This window comes from Acidovorax sp. PRC11, assembly GCF_031844105.1.
GTDB lineage: Bacteria > Pseudomonadota > Gammaproteobacteria > Burkholderiales > Burkholderiaceae_C > Paracidovorax.
Genome location: NZ_JAUZUQ010000031.1, coordinates 1 through 14,301, shown reverse-complemented (window position 1 = coordinate 14,301; position 14,301 = coordinate 1). Strand labels below are relative to the sequence as shown.

11 protein-coding genes and 2 pseudogenes are annotated in these 14,301 nt (G+C 68.5%); 8 read left to right on the top strand and 5 right to left on the bottom strand.

All coding sequences use genetic code 11. The annotated features are described in order from the left end of the window. Positions 1–12: 12 nt before the first annotated feature. The 3 genes from sdhD to Q9R47_RS22490 form a co-directional block, all read right to left on the bottom strand. The gene (sdhD, locus tag Q9R47_RS22500; RefSeq protein WP_288494716.1) at positions 13–378 is read right to left on the bottom strand and encodes a succinate dehydrogenase, hydrophobic membrane anchor protein; all 366 of its coding nucleotides are present in this window, start codon (positions 376–378) and stop codon (positions 13–15) included. 55 nt (positions 379–433) lie between these two features. After that, complete coding sequence (gene sdhC, locus Q9R47_RS22495) at positions 434–868, bottom strand: succinate dehydrogenase, cytochrome b556 subunit (protein ID WP_311235343.1); 435 nt, start codon at positions 866–868, stop codon at positions 434–436. A 154-nt stretch (positions 869–1,022) separates the two neighbouring features. Continuing rightward, positions 1,023–1,814, bottom strand: coding sequence for a GntR family transcriptional regulator (locus tag Q9R47_RS22490; protein ID WP_311235342.1), 792 nt, complete (start codon positions 1,812–1,814; stop codon positions 1,023–1,025). Between the two features lie 197 nt (positions 1,815–2,011). Here Q9R47_RS22490 and Q9R47_RS22485 point away from each other — a divergent pair, with 197 nt between their 5' ends. The 6 genes from Q9R47_RS22485 to Q9R47_RS22460 all read left to right on the top strand — a co-directional run bounded on the left by Q9R47_RS22485 (position 2,012) and on the right by Q9R47_RS22460 (position 9,564). Next, positions 2,012–2,998, top strand: a complete 987-nt coding sequence (locus Q9R47_RS22485) for a malate dehydrogenase (protein ID WP_092950448.1) — start codon at positions 2,012–2,014, stop codon at positions 2,996–2,998. Between the two features lie 38 nt (positions 2,999–3,036). Further along, complete coding sequence (tam, locus tag Q9R47_RS22480) at positions 3,037–3,819, top strand: trans-aconitate 2-methyltransferase (protein ID WP_311235341.1); 783 nt, start codon at positions 3,037–3,039, stop codon at positions 3,817–3,819. Then, on the top strand, positions 3,816–4,844 hold the full coding sequence (locus Q9R47_RS22475) for an aldolase/citrate lyase family protein (protein WP_311235340.1): 1,029 nt from the start codon (positions 3,816–3,818) through the stop codon (positions 4,842–4,844). Before tam ends, Q9R47_RS22475 begins: the two co-directional genes overlap by 4 nt. 68 nt (positions 4,845–4,912) lie before the next feature. Further along, positions 4,913–5,611: a hypothetical protein gene (locus Q9R47_RS22470; protein ID WP_311235339.1), complete on the top strand. Its 699-nt coding sequence runs from the start codon at positions 4,913–4,915 to the stop codon at positions 5,609–5,611. Between the two features lie 117 nt (positions 5,612–5,728). After that, positions 5,729–8,320, top strand: coding sequence for a bifunctional aconitate hydratase 2/2-methylisocitrate dehydratase (acnB, locus tag Q9R47_RS22465; RefSeq protein WP_311235338.1), 2,592 nt, complete (start codon positions 5,729–5,731; stop codon positions 8,318–8,320). A 227-nt stretch (positions 8,321–8,547) separates the two neighbouring features. After that, positions 8,548–9,564 carry a putative transporter gene (locus Q9R47_RS22460; protein WP_311235337.1) on the top strand — a complete coding sequence of 339 codons (1,017 nt, stop codon included), beginning with the start codon at positions 8,548–8,550 and terminating at the stop codon, positions 9,562–9,564. Positions 9,565–9,645: 81 nt separating this feature from the next. Here the strand turns inward: Q9R47_RS22460 and yegQ are convergent, their stop codons facing one another. Beyond that, positions 9,646–11,031, bottom strand: a complete 1,386-nt coding sequence (gene yegQ / locus Q9R47_RS22455; RefSeq protein WP_311235336.1) for a tRNA 5-hydroxyuridine modification protein YegQ — start codon at positions 11,029–11,031, stop codon at positions 9,646–9,648. Positions 11,032–11,345: 314 nt separating this feature from the next. After that, positions 11,346–11,795: pseudogene (locus tag Q9R47_RS22450) on the bottom strand (LysR family transcriptional regulator); the annotation flags it as partial. Between the two features lie 144 nt (positions 11,796–11,939). Here Q9R47_RS22450 and Q9R47_RS22445 point away from each other — a divergent pair. Both Q9R47_RS22445 and Q9R47_RS22440 read left to right on the top strand, forming a co-directional pair. Then, positions 11,940–12,730: pseudogene (locus Q9R47_RS22445) on the top strand (sulfite exporter TauE/SafE family protein). 389 nt (positions 12,731–13,119) lie between these two features. Further along, on the top strand, positions 13,120–14,301 hold a 1,182-nt coding region (locus Q9R47_RS22440), incomplete at its 3' end, for a type VI secretion system tip protein TssI/VgrG (protein WP_311235335.1).

Below are 14,301 nucleotides of genomic sequence, written 5' to 3'. Positions count from 1 at the left end.
GGGGTGATCGGATCAGAGGCGCCAGAGGATCTGGATGCCCCAGCCGGCGCAGCCGACGAGCCAGAAGATCGTGAGCGCCTGCAGCGCGAGGCGCAGGCCGACGGGCTTGACGTAGTCCATCCAGACGTCGCGCATGCCGACCCAGGCGTGCCATGCGAGGCCGACGATGACGGAGAACGTGAGCACCTTCATCCACTGCGCGGCGAAGATGCCGGCCCAGCGGTCGTAGCCGATGGGGCCCTTGGTGAGCACCAGCTGCGCCAGCACGACGAGGGTGAAGACGGCCATCAGGGCCGCGGTGACGCGCTGGCTGAGCCAGTCGCGCGTGCCGTAGTGGGCACCGACGACGGTGCGCTTGGAGCCGTAGTTCACGGACATGGGGTGATCCTTGGAAATCGTTGGAATGGGGGAGGGCGGGGCGCCGGCCGGCGGGTCAGTACAGGCCGAAGAGCTTGGCGCCGAGGACCACGGTGAGGCCCAGGCTGATCACCAGCGTGGCCTTGGCCGACTTGGAGCCGAAGTCCTTGTTCACGGCGTCGTGGCTCACGTCCATCCAGAGGTGGCGCAGGCCCGCGGTGAAGTGGTGCAGGTAGGCCCAGATCAGGGCCAGCACCACGAGCTTGATGAACCAGCCGGGGATGAAGGCCAGGCCCGCGCTGAAGGCCGAGGTGAACTTGCCGAACGAGATCTCCGACGACACCGAGGTGTCGAACATCCACAGCACGAAGGGCAGCAGCAGCAGCATGATCACGCCGCTGATCCGGTGCAGGATCGACACCCATCCCGCGGCCGGCAGGCGGTAGGTGGGCAGGTCCGTGAGGGCGTTGATGTTGCGGAATTCAGGCCGCTTTTTGGCAATCTCGGTCATGGCGGTGGCTTTCGTGGATGTAACTGCTTTGTAATTTCGCGCGGGCGAAACAGCCCAAAATTCTATTGCAATGCAACAACGTAGAGCTTGTGGACACTACGATTTCCTTCTCGCGGCATCCGGATGGCCTGTACGGACCGGCTCGCGGAATGGTTCACTGCAGGGCATTGTGGTAGTGGTGCGTGTCCGTACGGTAGAGCCCGCGGCGTAACTCCATCGGAACATCGTTGTAGGTGTAGGCGATGCGCTCCACGCTCAGCAGCGGGGTGGCCGGCGCGACTCCCAGCAGGGCGGCCTGCGCGGCATCGGGCAGCACGGCGCGGATCTTCTCGTCCGCGCGCACCATGCGCACGCCGAAGTCGAGCTCGAACATCGCGTAGGTGGGGCCCGGATAGCCCGCCAGCCGCTCGGCCGTGAGGCCCTTGAACGTCTGGCCCGGCAGCCAGATGTCCTCCAGGATGGTCGGCACCTCGGAGAACGCGAGGATGCGGCGGGCCATTACCACGGCGTCGCCGCTGCGCAGCGCCAGCGCCCGGGCCACGTCGGCGCTCGCGCGTGTGCGGCGGCAGTCGACGATGCGGCGCTGGGCCGGGCCTTCGTCGTCCGCGTCGCCCTCGTCGGGCTGCAGCTTCAGGAACCTGTACTGCACGTGGCGTTCCGCGTGCGTCGCCACGAAGGTGCCCTTGCCCTGGCGGCGCATCACGAGGTTCTCGGCCGCCAGCTCGTCGATCGCCTTGCGCACCGTGCCCTGGCTCACGCGGAAGCGGGCGGCGAGGTCCATCTCGCTCGGGATCGCCTCGCCGGGCTTCCATTCGCCCTGCTGCAGGCTCTGCAGGATGAGGCCCTTGATCTGCTGGTAGAGCGGGCTGAAGGCCGGCGTCGGCGCAGCCGGGCCGCCGGCCGTCGGGGCGGGGCTGTCGGAGGTGGCTGCCGGTGGGGTGGACATGCGGGTCGTGGGTGCTCGGGGCGCTGTTCGCGCCGGTCCGCATCATATCTTATATAAGACATAAGACAAATTGACCCTCCGCGGATTTCGGCGGTAAACTCGCGAGCTGTTCTGCAGGAGCCAGGCAGGCTGGATCGACTGGCGCTGGTGCCTCCTGCACCGACACCCGTTCCATCCCATCTTCTGGAGTTTTCCCCATGAGCAAGAAGCCCGTCCGCGTCGCCGTCACCGGTGCAGCCGGTCAAATTGGTTACGCACTGCTGTTCCGCATCGCCTCCGGCGAAATGCTCGGCAAGGACCAGCCCGTCATCCTGCAACTGCTGGAGATCCCCGACGAGAAGGCCCAGAAGGCGCTCAAGGGCGTGATGATGGAACTCGAGGACTGCGCGTTCCCCCTGCTGGCCGGCATGGAAGCCCACAGCGACCCGATGACCGCCTTCAAGGACACCGACTACGCCCTGCTGGTGGGTGCCCGTCCCCGCGGCCCCGGCATGGAGCGCGCCGACCTGCTGGCCGCCAACGCCCAGATCTTCACGGCCCAGGGCAAGGCCCTGAACGCCGTCGCCTCGCGCAACGTGAAGGTGCTGGTGGTGGGCAACCCCGCCAACACCAACGCCTACATCGCGATGAAGTCCGCGCCCGACCTGCCGGCCAAGAACTTCACCGCCATGCTGCGCCTGGACCACAACCGCGCCGCCAGCCAGATCGCCGCCAAGACCGGCAAGGCCGTGGGCAGCATCGAGAAGCTCACCGTGTGGGGCAACCACTCGCCCACGATGTACGCCGACTACCGCTTCGCCACCATCGGCGGTGAAAGCGTCAAGGACCTGATCAACGACCAGGTCTGGAACGCCGACACCTTCCTGCCCACCGTGGGCAAGCGCGGCGCCGCCATCATCGAGGCCCGCGGTTCCTCCTCCGCCGCCTCGGCCGCCAACGCCGCCATCGACCACATGCGCGACTGGGCCCTGGGCTCGAACGGCAAGTGGGTCACCATGGGCGTTCCGTCCAAGGGCGAGTACGGCATCCCCGAAGGCATCGTGTTCGGCTACCCCGTCACCACGGAAAACGGCGAGTACAAGATCGTCGAAGGCCTGGAGATCGACGCGTTCAGCCAGGAGCGCATCAACAAGACGCTGGCCGAGCTGCAAGGCGAACAGGACGGCGTGAAGCACCTGCTGTAAGGCGGGCCTCCCCGACGGCTGCACCCGACCGCGACGCCATGCACGACTGGAACCCTGCGCTCTACCGCCGCTTCGAGGACGAGCGCACCCGTCCTGCCCGTGAACTGCTCGCGCGGGTGCCGCTCGCCGGCGCCTCCCGCGTGGTGGACCTGGGCTGCGGCCCGGGCAACTCCACGGAACTGCTGGTGGAGCGCTTCCCCGAAGCGCGCACCACCGGCATCGACACCTCCGCCGCCATGCTGCAGAGCGCCCGCGAGCGCCTGCCCGCGGCGGAATTCGTCCAGGCCGACATCGCCGCCTGGGCGCCGCAGGAGGGCGAGGCGCCCGACCTGCTCTATGCCAATGCCTCCCTGCAATGGGTGGGCGGGCACGACACCCTGATTCCCCGGCTGTTCGCGTCGCTCGCTCCGGGCGGCGTGCTCGCCATCCAGATGCCCGACAACCGCGAAGAGCCGTCGCACCGCACCATGCGCGCGGTGGCGGCGCAGGCGCCCTGGCGCGACGCCATCGGCGACGCTGCCTCCGTGCGCACGCGCATCCTGGGCATCGCCGACTACTACGACCTGCTCGCGCCGGCCGCGCAGAGCGTGGACGTGTGGCACACCGTGTACCAGCACCCCATGGCCTCGGCCGCTGCCATCGTCGAATGGGTGAGCGGCACCGGCCTCAAGCCGTTCGTCGATCCGCTGCCCGAAGCGCAGCGGGCCGGCTTCCTGGCCGAATACGAGCGCGGCATCGACGCCGCCTATCCCGTGCGGGCCGACGGGCAGCGCCTGCTCGCCTTCCCGCGCATGTTCATCGTCGCGCGGCGCGCCGCATGACTTCCGCCATGGCTGCCGCTCCGTCCGCACTCCATCCCGCCGCGGTGCTGCCGGGCGCCCAGGCTGCCGTTCCGCGGCTGCCGGTCTGCGACCACTACAGCGGCGTCGAGGTGCGCATGCGCAAGAGCCTGCAGCTGCAGGCCGAGATGGCCGCCGAGTTCGGCCGCTGCGTGTTCGACGTGACGCTCGACTGCGAGGACGGCGCCCCCGCCGGCCAGGAGCGCGCGCATGCCGAGCTGGTCGCCACCCTGGCCCGCGATGCGCAGCCCGGGGCCCGCGTGGCAGCCCGGGTGCACACGGTCGATCATCCTGCCTTCGCGCACGACGTCGCCACCATCGCGGGCGAGGCCGGGCACCGGCTGTCCCACCTCATGGTGCCGAAGGTCGAATCCGTGGACGACGTGCTGCGCGCCGAGCGTGCCGTGAACGCCGCGGGTGCCACGGCGCTACCGCTGCACGTGCTCATCGAGTCGCCGGCTGCCGTGCAGCGGGCCTTCGAGATCGCGGCCCATCCGCGCGTGGAGTCGATCAGCTTCGGCCTCATGGATTTCGTCTCCGCGCACGGCGGGGCGATCCCCGCGAGCGCCATGGGCGTGCAGGGCCAGTTCGAGCATCCGCTCGTGGTGCGCGCCAAGCTCGAGATCGCGGCCGCCTGCCATGCCCACGGCAAGGTGCCCTCGCACTGCGTGGTGACCGAGTTCAGCGATGCCGCGGCACTGCGCGCCGCCGCGGGCCGCGCCGCGCGCGCGTTCGGCTACACGCGCATGTGGAGCATCCACCCGGCCCAGATCCGTCCCATCCTGGAGGCCTTCGCGCCCGCGCAGGACGAGATCGCAGAGGCCGCCAGCCTTCTTTCCGCCGCCGAACATGCTGCATGGGCCCCCATCAGCGTGGACGGCGTTCTGCACGACCGGGCCAGTTACCGCTATTTCTGGCAGGTGCTGGAGCGTGCGCACCAGACCGGCCGCGCGCTGCCTCCCGCAGCACGGGCCTGGTTCGAATCCGCCGGGGCGGGCGCCGCCTGACGACCGCCCCGCGCCTGCCGCCTTTTCATTCCCCGTTCCCCCCACGATCCTCCCTTGCTGGAGCCCCCATGAAACAACTCATCGCTTCCGCCCTGATGCTGCTGACCCCCGCGCTCGTGATGGCGCAGGACGCAGCCCCGGCCAAACCGGCCGCCAAGGCTGCCGCGAAGGCCGAGCCGGCCAAGAAGTCGGAAGCCGCCCGCAAGCCGGCCGCCAAGAGCACCCAGGCCGCGAAGTCGTCTTCTTCCAAGGAAGCCAGGAAGGCAGCGCCCACGCAGGTCGCCAAGGCGCGCCCGCAGAGCAGCCGCGCGCAGCTCAAGAGCGCCACCAACCAGGTGGCCTCCGGCCTGATCGCCGCCGAGGCGGCGCTCAGCCCCGCAGAGCTGGACATCGCCCAGCGCGTGCACACCGGCCACATTCCCTGCGAACTGGGTGCCTCGGTCAACATCGAGGCCGATCCCAAGTCGCCCGGCTACTTCCAGGTGGCCGGCAAGGGCTTCCACTACCGCATGACGCCCGTGGCCACGAGCACGGGCGCGGTGCGCCTGGAAGACCAGAAGGAGGGTGCGGTCTGGATCCAGATCGCCAACAAGTCCATGCTGATGAACCAGAAGCTGGGCCAGCGCCTGGCCGACGAGTGCATGAGCCCCCAGCAGGTCGCCGTCACCGAATCCATCCGCAAGAACCCGCAGCCCAGCCTGCTGGACGCCCCCGCGCCGGCACCGGCCGCTGCGGCCGCCCCGACGGCAGAGGCGCTCGCCAAGTAAGCGCCGCGGGCACGCCGCGCGGCGTGCGCAGCGATGGATCGGGCGGGCGCGTAACGGGCGCCCGCCGGACGGAGCATTGCCCCAAGAAATCCAAGATTGAACCCACCGGAGAACATGATGTTGAAAGCCTACCGTGACCACGTGGCCGAGCGCGCCGCCCTGGGCATCCCGCCGCTGCCGCTCGATGCGAAGCAGGTCGCCGACCTGATCGAGCTGATCAAGAACCCGCCCGCCGGCGAGGACGCGTTCCTGCTGGACCTGCTCACGCACCGCGTGCCCCCGGGCGTGGACGACGCCGCCAAGGTCAAGGCCAGCTTCCTGGCAGCGGTTGCGCACGGCGACCTGAAGGTCGGGCTGATTTCCAAGGCCAAGGCCACCGAGCTGCTCGGCACCATGGTGGGCGGCTACAACGTGCACCCGCTGATCGAGCTGCTGGACGACGCCGAAGTGGCGGGCGTGGCCGCCGAGGCGCTGAAGAAGACGCTGCTGATGTTCGACTTCTTCAACGACGTGGCCGAGAAGGCCAAGGCCGGCAACGCGAAGGCCAAGGAAGTGATGCAGTCGTGGGCCGATGCCGAGTGGTTCACGAGCCGCCCCGAAGTCGAGAAGAAGATCACCGTCACCGTCTTCAAGGTGCCCGGCGAGACCAACACCGACGACCTGTCGCCCGCGCCCGACGCCTGGAGCCGCCCGGACATCCCGCTGCACTACCTCGCCATGCTGAAAAACACGCGCCCCGACGCGGCCTTCAAGCCCGAGGAAGACGGCAAGCGCGGCCCGATGCAGTTCATCGAAGAGCTGAAGAAGAAGGGCCACCTCGTGGCCTACGTGGGCGATGTGGTGGGCACGGGCTCGTCGCGCAAGTCGGCCACCAACAGCGTGATCTGGGCCACGGGCGCCGACATTCCGTTCGTGCCGAACAAGCGCTTCGGCGGCGTCACGCTGGGCGGCAAGATCGCTCCCATCTTCTTCAACACGCAGGAAGACTCGGGCTCGCTGCCGATCGAAGTCGATGTCTCCAAGCTGGAGATGGGCGACGTGATCGACGTGCTGCCCTATGAAGGCAAGCTGGTGCGCAACGGCGAAACCGTCGCCGAGTTCCAGCTCAAGAGCGACGTGCTGCTGGACGAAGTGCGCGCCGGCGGCCGCATCAACCTGATCATCGGCCGCTCGCTGACCACCAAGGCCCGCGAGTTCCTGGGCCTGCCCGCATCCACCGCGTTCCGCCTGCCGCAGGCGCCCGCCGAATCCAAGGCCGGCTTCACGCTGGCCCAGAAGATGGTCGGCCGTGCCGTCGGCCTGCCGGAAGGCCAGGGCGTGCGCCCGGGCACCTACTGCGAGCCGAAGATGACCACCGTGGGCAGCCAGGACACCACCGGCCCCATGACCCGCGACGAGCTGAAGGACCTGGCCTGCCTGGGCTTCTCGGCCGACATGGTGATGCAGTCGTTCTGCCACACGGCCGCCTACCCGAAGCCCGTGGACGTGAAGACGCACCGCGAACTGCCGGCCTTCATCAGCAACCGCGGCGGCGTGGCCCTGCGCCCGGGTGACGGCGTGATCCACAGCTGGCTGAACCGCCTGCTGCTGCCCGACACCGTCGGCACCGGCGGTGACTCGCACACCCGCTTCCCGATCGGCATCTCCTTCCCCGCAGGCTCCGGCCTCGTGGCCTTCGGTGCCGCCACCGGCGTGATGCCGCTGGACATGCCCGAATCCGTGCTGGTGCGCTTCAAGGGCGAACTGCAGCCCGGCGTGACGCTGCGCGACCTCGTGCACGCGATTCCGCTGTACGCCATCAAGGCGGGCCTGCTGACGGTGGCCAAGGCCGGCAAGAAGAACATCTTCTCGGGCAAGATCCTCGAAATCGAGGGCCTGCCGGACCTGAAGGTGGAACAGGCCTTCGAGCTGTCCGACGCCTCCGCCGAGCGCTCGGCCGCCGGCTGCACGATCAAGCTCAACCCCGCGCCGATCAAGGAGTACCTCACCAGCAACGTCGTGCTGATGAAGAACATGATCGCCGACGGCTATGCCGATGCACGCACGCTGAAGCGCCGCATCGAGAAGGTCGAAGCCTGGCTGGCCAACCCCGAGCTGCTGGAAGCCGACAAGGACGCCGAATACGCCGCCGTGATCGAGATCGACCTGGCCGACATCACCGAGCCGATCGTCTGCTGCCCGAACGATCCGGACGACGCCAAGTTCCTCTCGGAAGTGGCCGGCACCAAGATCGACGAAGCCTTCATCGGCTCGTGCATGACCAACATCGGCCACTTCCGCGCAGCCGCCAAGCTGCTGGGCGGCCAGCGCGACATCCCCGTCAAGCTGTGGGTCGCCCCGCCGACCAAGATGGACCAGAACGAGCTGATCAAGGAAGGCCATTACGCCGCCTTCGGCACGGCCGGTGCCCGCACCGAGATGCCGGGCTGCTCGCTGTGCATGGGCAACCAGGCGCAGGTGCGCGAGGGCGCGACGGTGATCTCCACCTCCACCCGCAACTTCCCGAACCGCCTGGGCAAGAACACCAACGTGTTCCTGGGATCGGCCGAACTGGCCGCCATCGCCTCGCGCATCGGCAAGCTGCCGACCAAGGAGGAATACCTCAAGGAAATGGGCGTGATCGATGCCGACAAGGCGAGCGTGTACCGCTACATGAACTTCGACCAGATCGAGGAATACGCGGACGCCGCCAAGTCGGTGGCGGCCTGACGCCATGGGCCCCGCGAGGGGCCCGGGCGACGTGGCGCCGCGATGCGTAACACGTGACGCGTGATGCAGGAGGCCCCGGGGAGCGATCCCCGGGGCCTTTTCTTTGGCGTGTCTTTGCCGTTTCTTGGGCGTTCCTTAGGCGGGGCTGAAAGGCGAGGGCGGACACGGAACGTTTGTCCCCGGGCCGGCGTCCCACGGCCCAGAACCACGACAACGCGGAACGCCCGATGTTCAAGTCCTTCTTTCTCTCCCGCCGGTGGTGGGCCTGGTCGATCGCCGGCTCGGTCTTCATCCTGCTCGCGACCTGGTACCGCGTCGAGCTCGACGTGCGGATCAACGACTGGTTCGGCACGTTCTACGACCTGATCCAGACATCGCTGGGCCACCCCGGCAGCATCACCGCGGCGCAGTTCTGGGGGCAGCTCTCCACCTTCTCGCGCATCGCCATGGTCTACGTGACCACCGCGGTGGTGGTGGACTTCTTCTGCAAGCACTACATCTTCCGCTGGCGCCAGGCGATGAACGAGCACTACATGGCCGCCTGGCCGCGGCTGCGCCACATCGAGGGCGCGGCGCAGCGGGTGCAGGAAGACACCATGCGCTTCGCCACCACCATGGAGGGCCTGGGCCTCACCTTCCTGCGCAGCCTGATGACGCTCGGCGCCTTCGTGCCGGTGCTCTGGGTGCTGTCGGACAAGCTGACCGGACTGCCGGTGATCGGCGCCGTGCCGCATTCGCTGGTCTGGGTGGCGCTCTTCTGGGCGCTCGGCGGCACGCTGCTGCTGGCCCTGGTGGGCGTGCGGCTGCCGGGGCTGGAGTTCCACAACCAGCGCGTGGAGGCCGCCTACCGCAAGGAACTGGTGCTCGGCGAGGACGACCCCGCGCGCGCCGCGCCGCCCACGGCCGCCGCGCTGTTCGCCGACGTGCGCCGCAACTACTTCCGGCTGTTCTTCAATTACCTGTACTTCGACGTGGTGAAGTGGTCGTACCTGCAGGTCAGCGTGCTGGTGCCGCTGGTGGCCCTGGGCCCCACGCTGATCGCCGGCGCCATCACGCTGGGCGTGATGCAGCAGATCTCGCGGGCCTTCGACCGGGTGCTGGAATCCTTCCAGTTCCTGGTGCAGAACTGGAGCACGGTGGTCGAGCAGATCTCCATCCACAAGCGGCTGCGCGCGTTCGAGCGGCAGATGCTGGCGGAGGCGCTGCCGCTGCCCGAAGGAACTCCCGCCGTGGCCGCCCGGTGATCGCTGATCGCTGTCTGCTGTCTGACTGATGACCGCTGGCCGCACGGGTAGGCCACCGGCGTCGGCCCTCGTTCCACCTCGTCAAGCCGTGGCGCCCTCCAGAAGGCGCGCGAGCATCGCGCCTTCGGCCGGGCCTTCCAGAGGAATGCGCACGCGCAGCGGGCTCCCTGACGCCACGTGCAGCGGTTCGCCGCTCGCGGCCGCCTGCATGCGTTCCAGGCGCACCGTGCGGTTGCCCGCGGGGTGGATGATCTCCAGCCGGTCGCCGACCGCGAAGCGGTTCTTGGTCTCCACCTCGGCCCAGCCGTCGCCGCAGGCCACCACCTCGCCCACGAACAGGCTGCGCACGGGCTGCGAGCTGCCGGTATCGTAGTTCTGCAGTTCCTGTGCGGGACGGCGCTGCAGGAAACCGGCCGTGTAGCCGCGGTGGGCCAGGCCGTCGAGTTCGGTGAGCATCGACGGATCGAAATCCCGGCCCGCCACGGCGTCGTCGATGGCGCGCCGGTACACCTGGGCGGTGCGCGCCACGTAGTAGCGGCTCTTGGTGCGGCCCTCGATCTTGAGGGAATCCACGCCGATCGCCACGAGCCGGCGCACGTGTTCCACCGCGCGCAGGTCGCGGCTGTTGAGGATGTAGGTGCCGTGCTCGTCCTCCATCACCGGCAGCAGCTCGCCCGGGCGCTCCTTCTCTTCCAGAAGGTAGGTGCGGTCGGCGAGCGGATGGCGGGGCGTGCCGCCGCAGGCCGCGAAAGCGCCGTCCGCGTGCTCCTGCTCCGCCAGGGGATCGAAGCCGGCTTCCAGCGGCAACGGCCGGACCTCGCCGCTGTCGGTGGCATCCGTCCCGGGTGATGCCGCATAGCTCCACCGGCAGGCGTTGGTGCAGGTGCCCTGGTTGGCGTCGCGCCGGTTGAAGTAGCCCGAGAGCAGGCATCGGCCGGAATAGGCGATGCACAGCGCGCCGTGCACGAACACCTCCAGTTCGATGTCGGGGCACTGCTCGCGGATGCCGTCGATCTCGTCCAGGCTCAGTTCGCGCGAGAGGATGATGCGCGCCAGGCCCATGCGCTGCCAGAACTTCACGGCCATCGCGTTCACCGTATTGGCCTGCACCGACAGGTGGATGGGCATGTCGGGCCAGCGCTCGCGCACCAGCATGATGAGGCCCGGGTCGGCCATGATGAGCGCGTCGGGCTCCAGGGCGATGACGGGCTCGATGTCGCGCAGGTAGGTGCGCACCTTGTCGTCGTGCGGCAGCAGGTTGCTGGTCACGAAGAACTTGCGGCCGCGCGCATGCGCCTCGCGGATGCCCTGGCCGATCTGTTCGAGCCGGAATTCGTTGTTGCGCGCGCGCAGGGAATAGCGGGGCTGGCCCGCATAGACGGCGTCGGCGCCGAAATCGTAGGCGGTGCGCATCTTGTCGAGCGAGCCGGCGGGCAGCAGCAGTTCGGGGGCGGTGGGGGAGGGCATTGGGCGGGTTCCTGATCACGCTGCCGCCACGGCAGTGCGGCCGTGGCGGTGGGGCGCGGTAAAGTGTGGGCGTGGCGAGCCGGGCGGGAAGGGCGCGCGGCGAAGCGCGCGATTCTGCGGCGCAAGGCGCCAGGACGCCTTGATCCAGGGCAAGCGGCCGAGCGGGGAGAAAATCCTGAATTGACCAGGGGACCAAGGGGCCGGAGGTTCAGCCCGCGGCCAGATGCTCCAGCAGGGCGCGCGCATGCACCAGCAGGGTGTCTGCCGGTGTCCGGGCGCACAGCACCAGCTCGCGCGCGGCCCAGTCGTCGGTGAGCACGACGCGCCGCACCCCGGTCGCACAGGCCGGCGCGCACACCGTCGGCCACGTCGTCGCTCGCATGCTCCTCGGCATCCACCGCGATGGGCGGATGCGCCGCGAGAAAGGCGGCCAGCGGCGCGGCAGATGCTCGCTCATCGCCGAGGTGTTGCAGAACAGCCGCACGTGGCCTGACAGGCCCGTGCCGTGCGCGCCGAGCTCGCCGCGCAGGCGCTCCATCTGCTTCACCACGATGCGTGCATGGTGCACGAGCGTGCGCCCGGCCGCCGTGGCGCGCACCCCGCGCCGCTCCCGCAGAAGCAGCGGCGTGCCGACGCCGCTTCCATCGCCAGGATGCGTTCGCTCGCCGACGCCAGCGCCATGTGCGCGCGTGCAGCCCCGGCCGTGATGGTTCCGGCCTCCGCACGTGGAGGAAGAGCCGCAGGTCCGTGAGGTCGAAGCGCATGCGGCACGCTATCAAAGCCGTCCGGCTGCCTTCGGCCGGGCCGAAGCCTGGCCACGGAACATCCGCATCGCGCGCATCGCCGTGGCCCTCCAGAATCCGCGGCGTACGCCCCCGACGGACCGGGCCGGCGAAAGGAGCGAGGGCATGGCGGCAGCGGAATGGATGAATGCGATGGCGGCGACGGGGCCGGCGGCCTTGGGCGTGCCATCGGCGGGTGCGGCGCTGGTCTTCGTGCTCGCCGGTCTGGTGAAGGGCGTCGTCGGGCTGGGGCTGCCCACGGTGGCCATCGCGCTGCTCGCGCTCTGGATGCCTCGCGCCCAGGCGGCGGCGCTGCTGATCGTGCCGTCGCTCGCCACCAACCTCTGGCAGATGTGGCCCTGGCGCGCGGCGTTCCCGCGCTGCTGCGGCAACACGCGGGAATGCAGATCGGCATCTGCGCGGGCACCTGGGCGGGCGCCTGGTGGCTCGGCCCGCCCCAGGGCGCTGGTGCCCGGGCTGCGCTGGGCGCGGCGCTCGTGGCGTATGCGGCCTGGTCATTGGCCGGTGCCCGGCTGCCCACCGTCCCGAGCGGCACAGGGTCTGGCTGGGGTGGGTCGTGGGCGCCGCCACGGGTGCGATCACCGCCGCGACGGGCGTGTTCGTGGTGCCGGCCGTGCCCTACCTGCAGACACTCGGGCTGCAGCGCGACGCGCTGGTGCAGGCGATGGGGCTGTGCTTCACAGTGTCTACGCTCGCGCTGGGCGCTGGGCGCGGGGCTCGCATCGCAGGCCAGCCTGCCGCCCGCGGTGCTGGGTGGTTCGGTGGCACTGCTGCTGCCGGCCGTCGCGGGCATGGCGCTCGGTGGCCGGCTGCGCAGTCACCTCTCGCCGGCCGCCTTCCGCAAATGCCTCATGGCAGGCCTGCTGGCGCTGGGCCTGGGAATGCTGCTGGCTTAGTCCACTGAATCCGAAGAATCGAATGCGATGCGTCGATGGGGATAGGCAAAGACTTTGTCGCGCAAGTCGTGAGCGAGGCGAGATCACCCCGACTCCTGGCGAAGCTATGTTTTGGCAGGCACCGCTACTGCGGTTGAATTCCCTAACTGCATAAAGCCGTTGAATAACGCTGCTTGCGTGCCTTGGGAGCATTCATCAGCTCGGACTACACGTTCGAATGGCCGCCTATTTGCAATAAGCCGTTTTTGGGAGGCAAGCCACTGGTCGCAAAACAAAACATTTACAAACAATTTGCCCCGTGTGGGAGGCTGTCCAAGGCGATCCGGCCGACCTATGATTTCGACCGTTCCGACTTAACTCGGCAGCACGCCTGCTGCCCACAATAAGCAATGACACGCCGCGTCACCATCCGGACGCCCCTGGGAGAGCAGCTGCAGTTCAGGCAGTTGCGGGGCAGCGAGGAGTTGAGCCAGCTTTTCTCCTTCGACATCGATCTGCGCTCGGAGAGCCGCGATATCGATCCCAAGGCGTTGCTCGGAAAGACGGCCACGGTGGAGATCGAGACGCAGGGCGGCGGCAAGCGCTACCTGGATGGCCTGGTCACGCGCTTCGGCATGCAGGGCCAGGATCACCGGTTCTACTCGTACCACCTGCGCCTGCAGCCCTGGCTCTGGGTGGCCACGCGGCGGCAGGATTTCAAGATATTCCAGTTCAAGACCGTCCCGCAGATCGTGGAAGAGGTTTTGAGCCGCTACGGCTATCCGCTGCAGATGAAGCTCACGCGCAGCTACCGCAGCTGGGATTACTGCGTGCAATATGGCGAGAGCGATTTCGATTTCGTATCCCGGCTTTTGGAGCACGAAGGCGCGTACTACTACTTCCAGCACGCGAGCGGTCAGCACACGCTCGTGATCGCCGACGACATCGTGGCCTGCCACGACCCTTTGCCGGGCGCCGCCACAATCCCCTTCTACCCGCCCGAGAAATCCGCCACGGCCGACCGCGAGAACATCCACGCGTGGAGCCTGGGCGAAGAGATCAAGCCGGGCCGGTACTACAACGACGACTACGACTTCAAAAAGCCCCGGTCGGACCTCTCCAACATGCGCCAGCAGCCGCCGGGCCATGCGCACGATGCGTACGAGATCTACGAATGGCCGGGCGGCTACGTGCAGCACGGCGATGGCGAGCAGTACGCCCGTGTTCGCCTGCAGGAAGGATTGACGGGCCACAGCACCGTCAAGGGTGAATCGCGCCACCGCAGCCTCGCACCCGGCTACACGTTCAACCTGGAGAACTACCCGCGCGGAGACCAGAACCGGCAGTACCTCATCACCGGGGTGACCTATCACCTGCACGAGAACCCGGGCAGTTCATCGATCAACAGCGCCAAGCCGGGCGAAGCGCTGCAGCACAACGAGGAAAACGGCTCGTTCCAGAAGTTCAGCCTCACGGCGCAGCCGACGAGCCTTCCCTATACCCCTGCGAGAAAGACACCCAAACCCCGCACCACTGGCCCGCAAACCGCTGTAGTGGTCGGTCCGGCGGGCGAAGAGATCTGGACGGACGAG

Bases quoted from the DNA above. Each gene is read 5' to 3' on its own strand.
- tam (WP_311235341.1), top strand. From the start codon at position 3,037: ATGCACGACTGGAACCCTGCGCTCTACCGCCGCTTCGAGGACGAGCGC.
- Q9R47_RS22475 (WP_311235340.1), top strand. From the start codon at position 3,816: ATGACTTCCGCCATGGCTGCCGCTCCGTCCGCACTCCATCCCGCCGCG.
- Q9R47_RS22460 (WP_311235337.1), top strand. From the start codon at position 8,548: ATGTTCAAGTCCTTCTTTCTCTCCCGCCGGTGGTGGGCCTGGTCGATC.
- sdhD (WP_288494716.1), bottom strand. From the start codon at position 378: ATGTCCGTGAACTACGGCTCCAAGCGCACCGTCGTCGGTGCCCACTAC.
- Q9R47_RS22490 (WP_311235342.1), bottom strand. From the start codon at position 1,814: ATGTCCACCCCACCGGCAGCCACCTCCGACAGCCCCGCCCCGACGGCC.
- sdhC (WP_311235343.1), bottom strand. From the start codon at position 868: ATGACCGAGATTGCCAAAAAGCGGCCTGAATTCCGCAACATCAACGCC.
- Q9R47_RS22470 (WP_311235339.1), top strand. From the start codon at position 4,913: ATGAAACAACTCATCGCTTCCGCCCTGATGCTGCTGACCCCCGCGCTC.
- yegQ (WP_311235336.1), bottom strand. From the start codon at position 11,031: ATGCCCTCCCCCACCGCCCCCGAACTGCTGCTGCCCGCCGGCTCGCTC.
- Q9R47_RS22485 (WP_092950448.1), top strand. From the start codon at position 2,012: ATGAGCAAGAAGCCCGTCCGCGTCGCCGTCACCGGTGCAGCCGGTCAA.
- acnB (WP_311235338.1), top strand. From the start codon at position 5,729: ATGTTGAAAGCCTACCGTGACCACGTGGCCGAGCGCGCCGCCCTGGGC.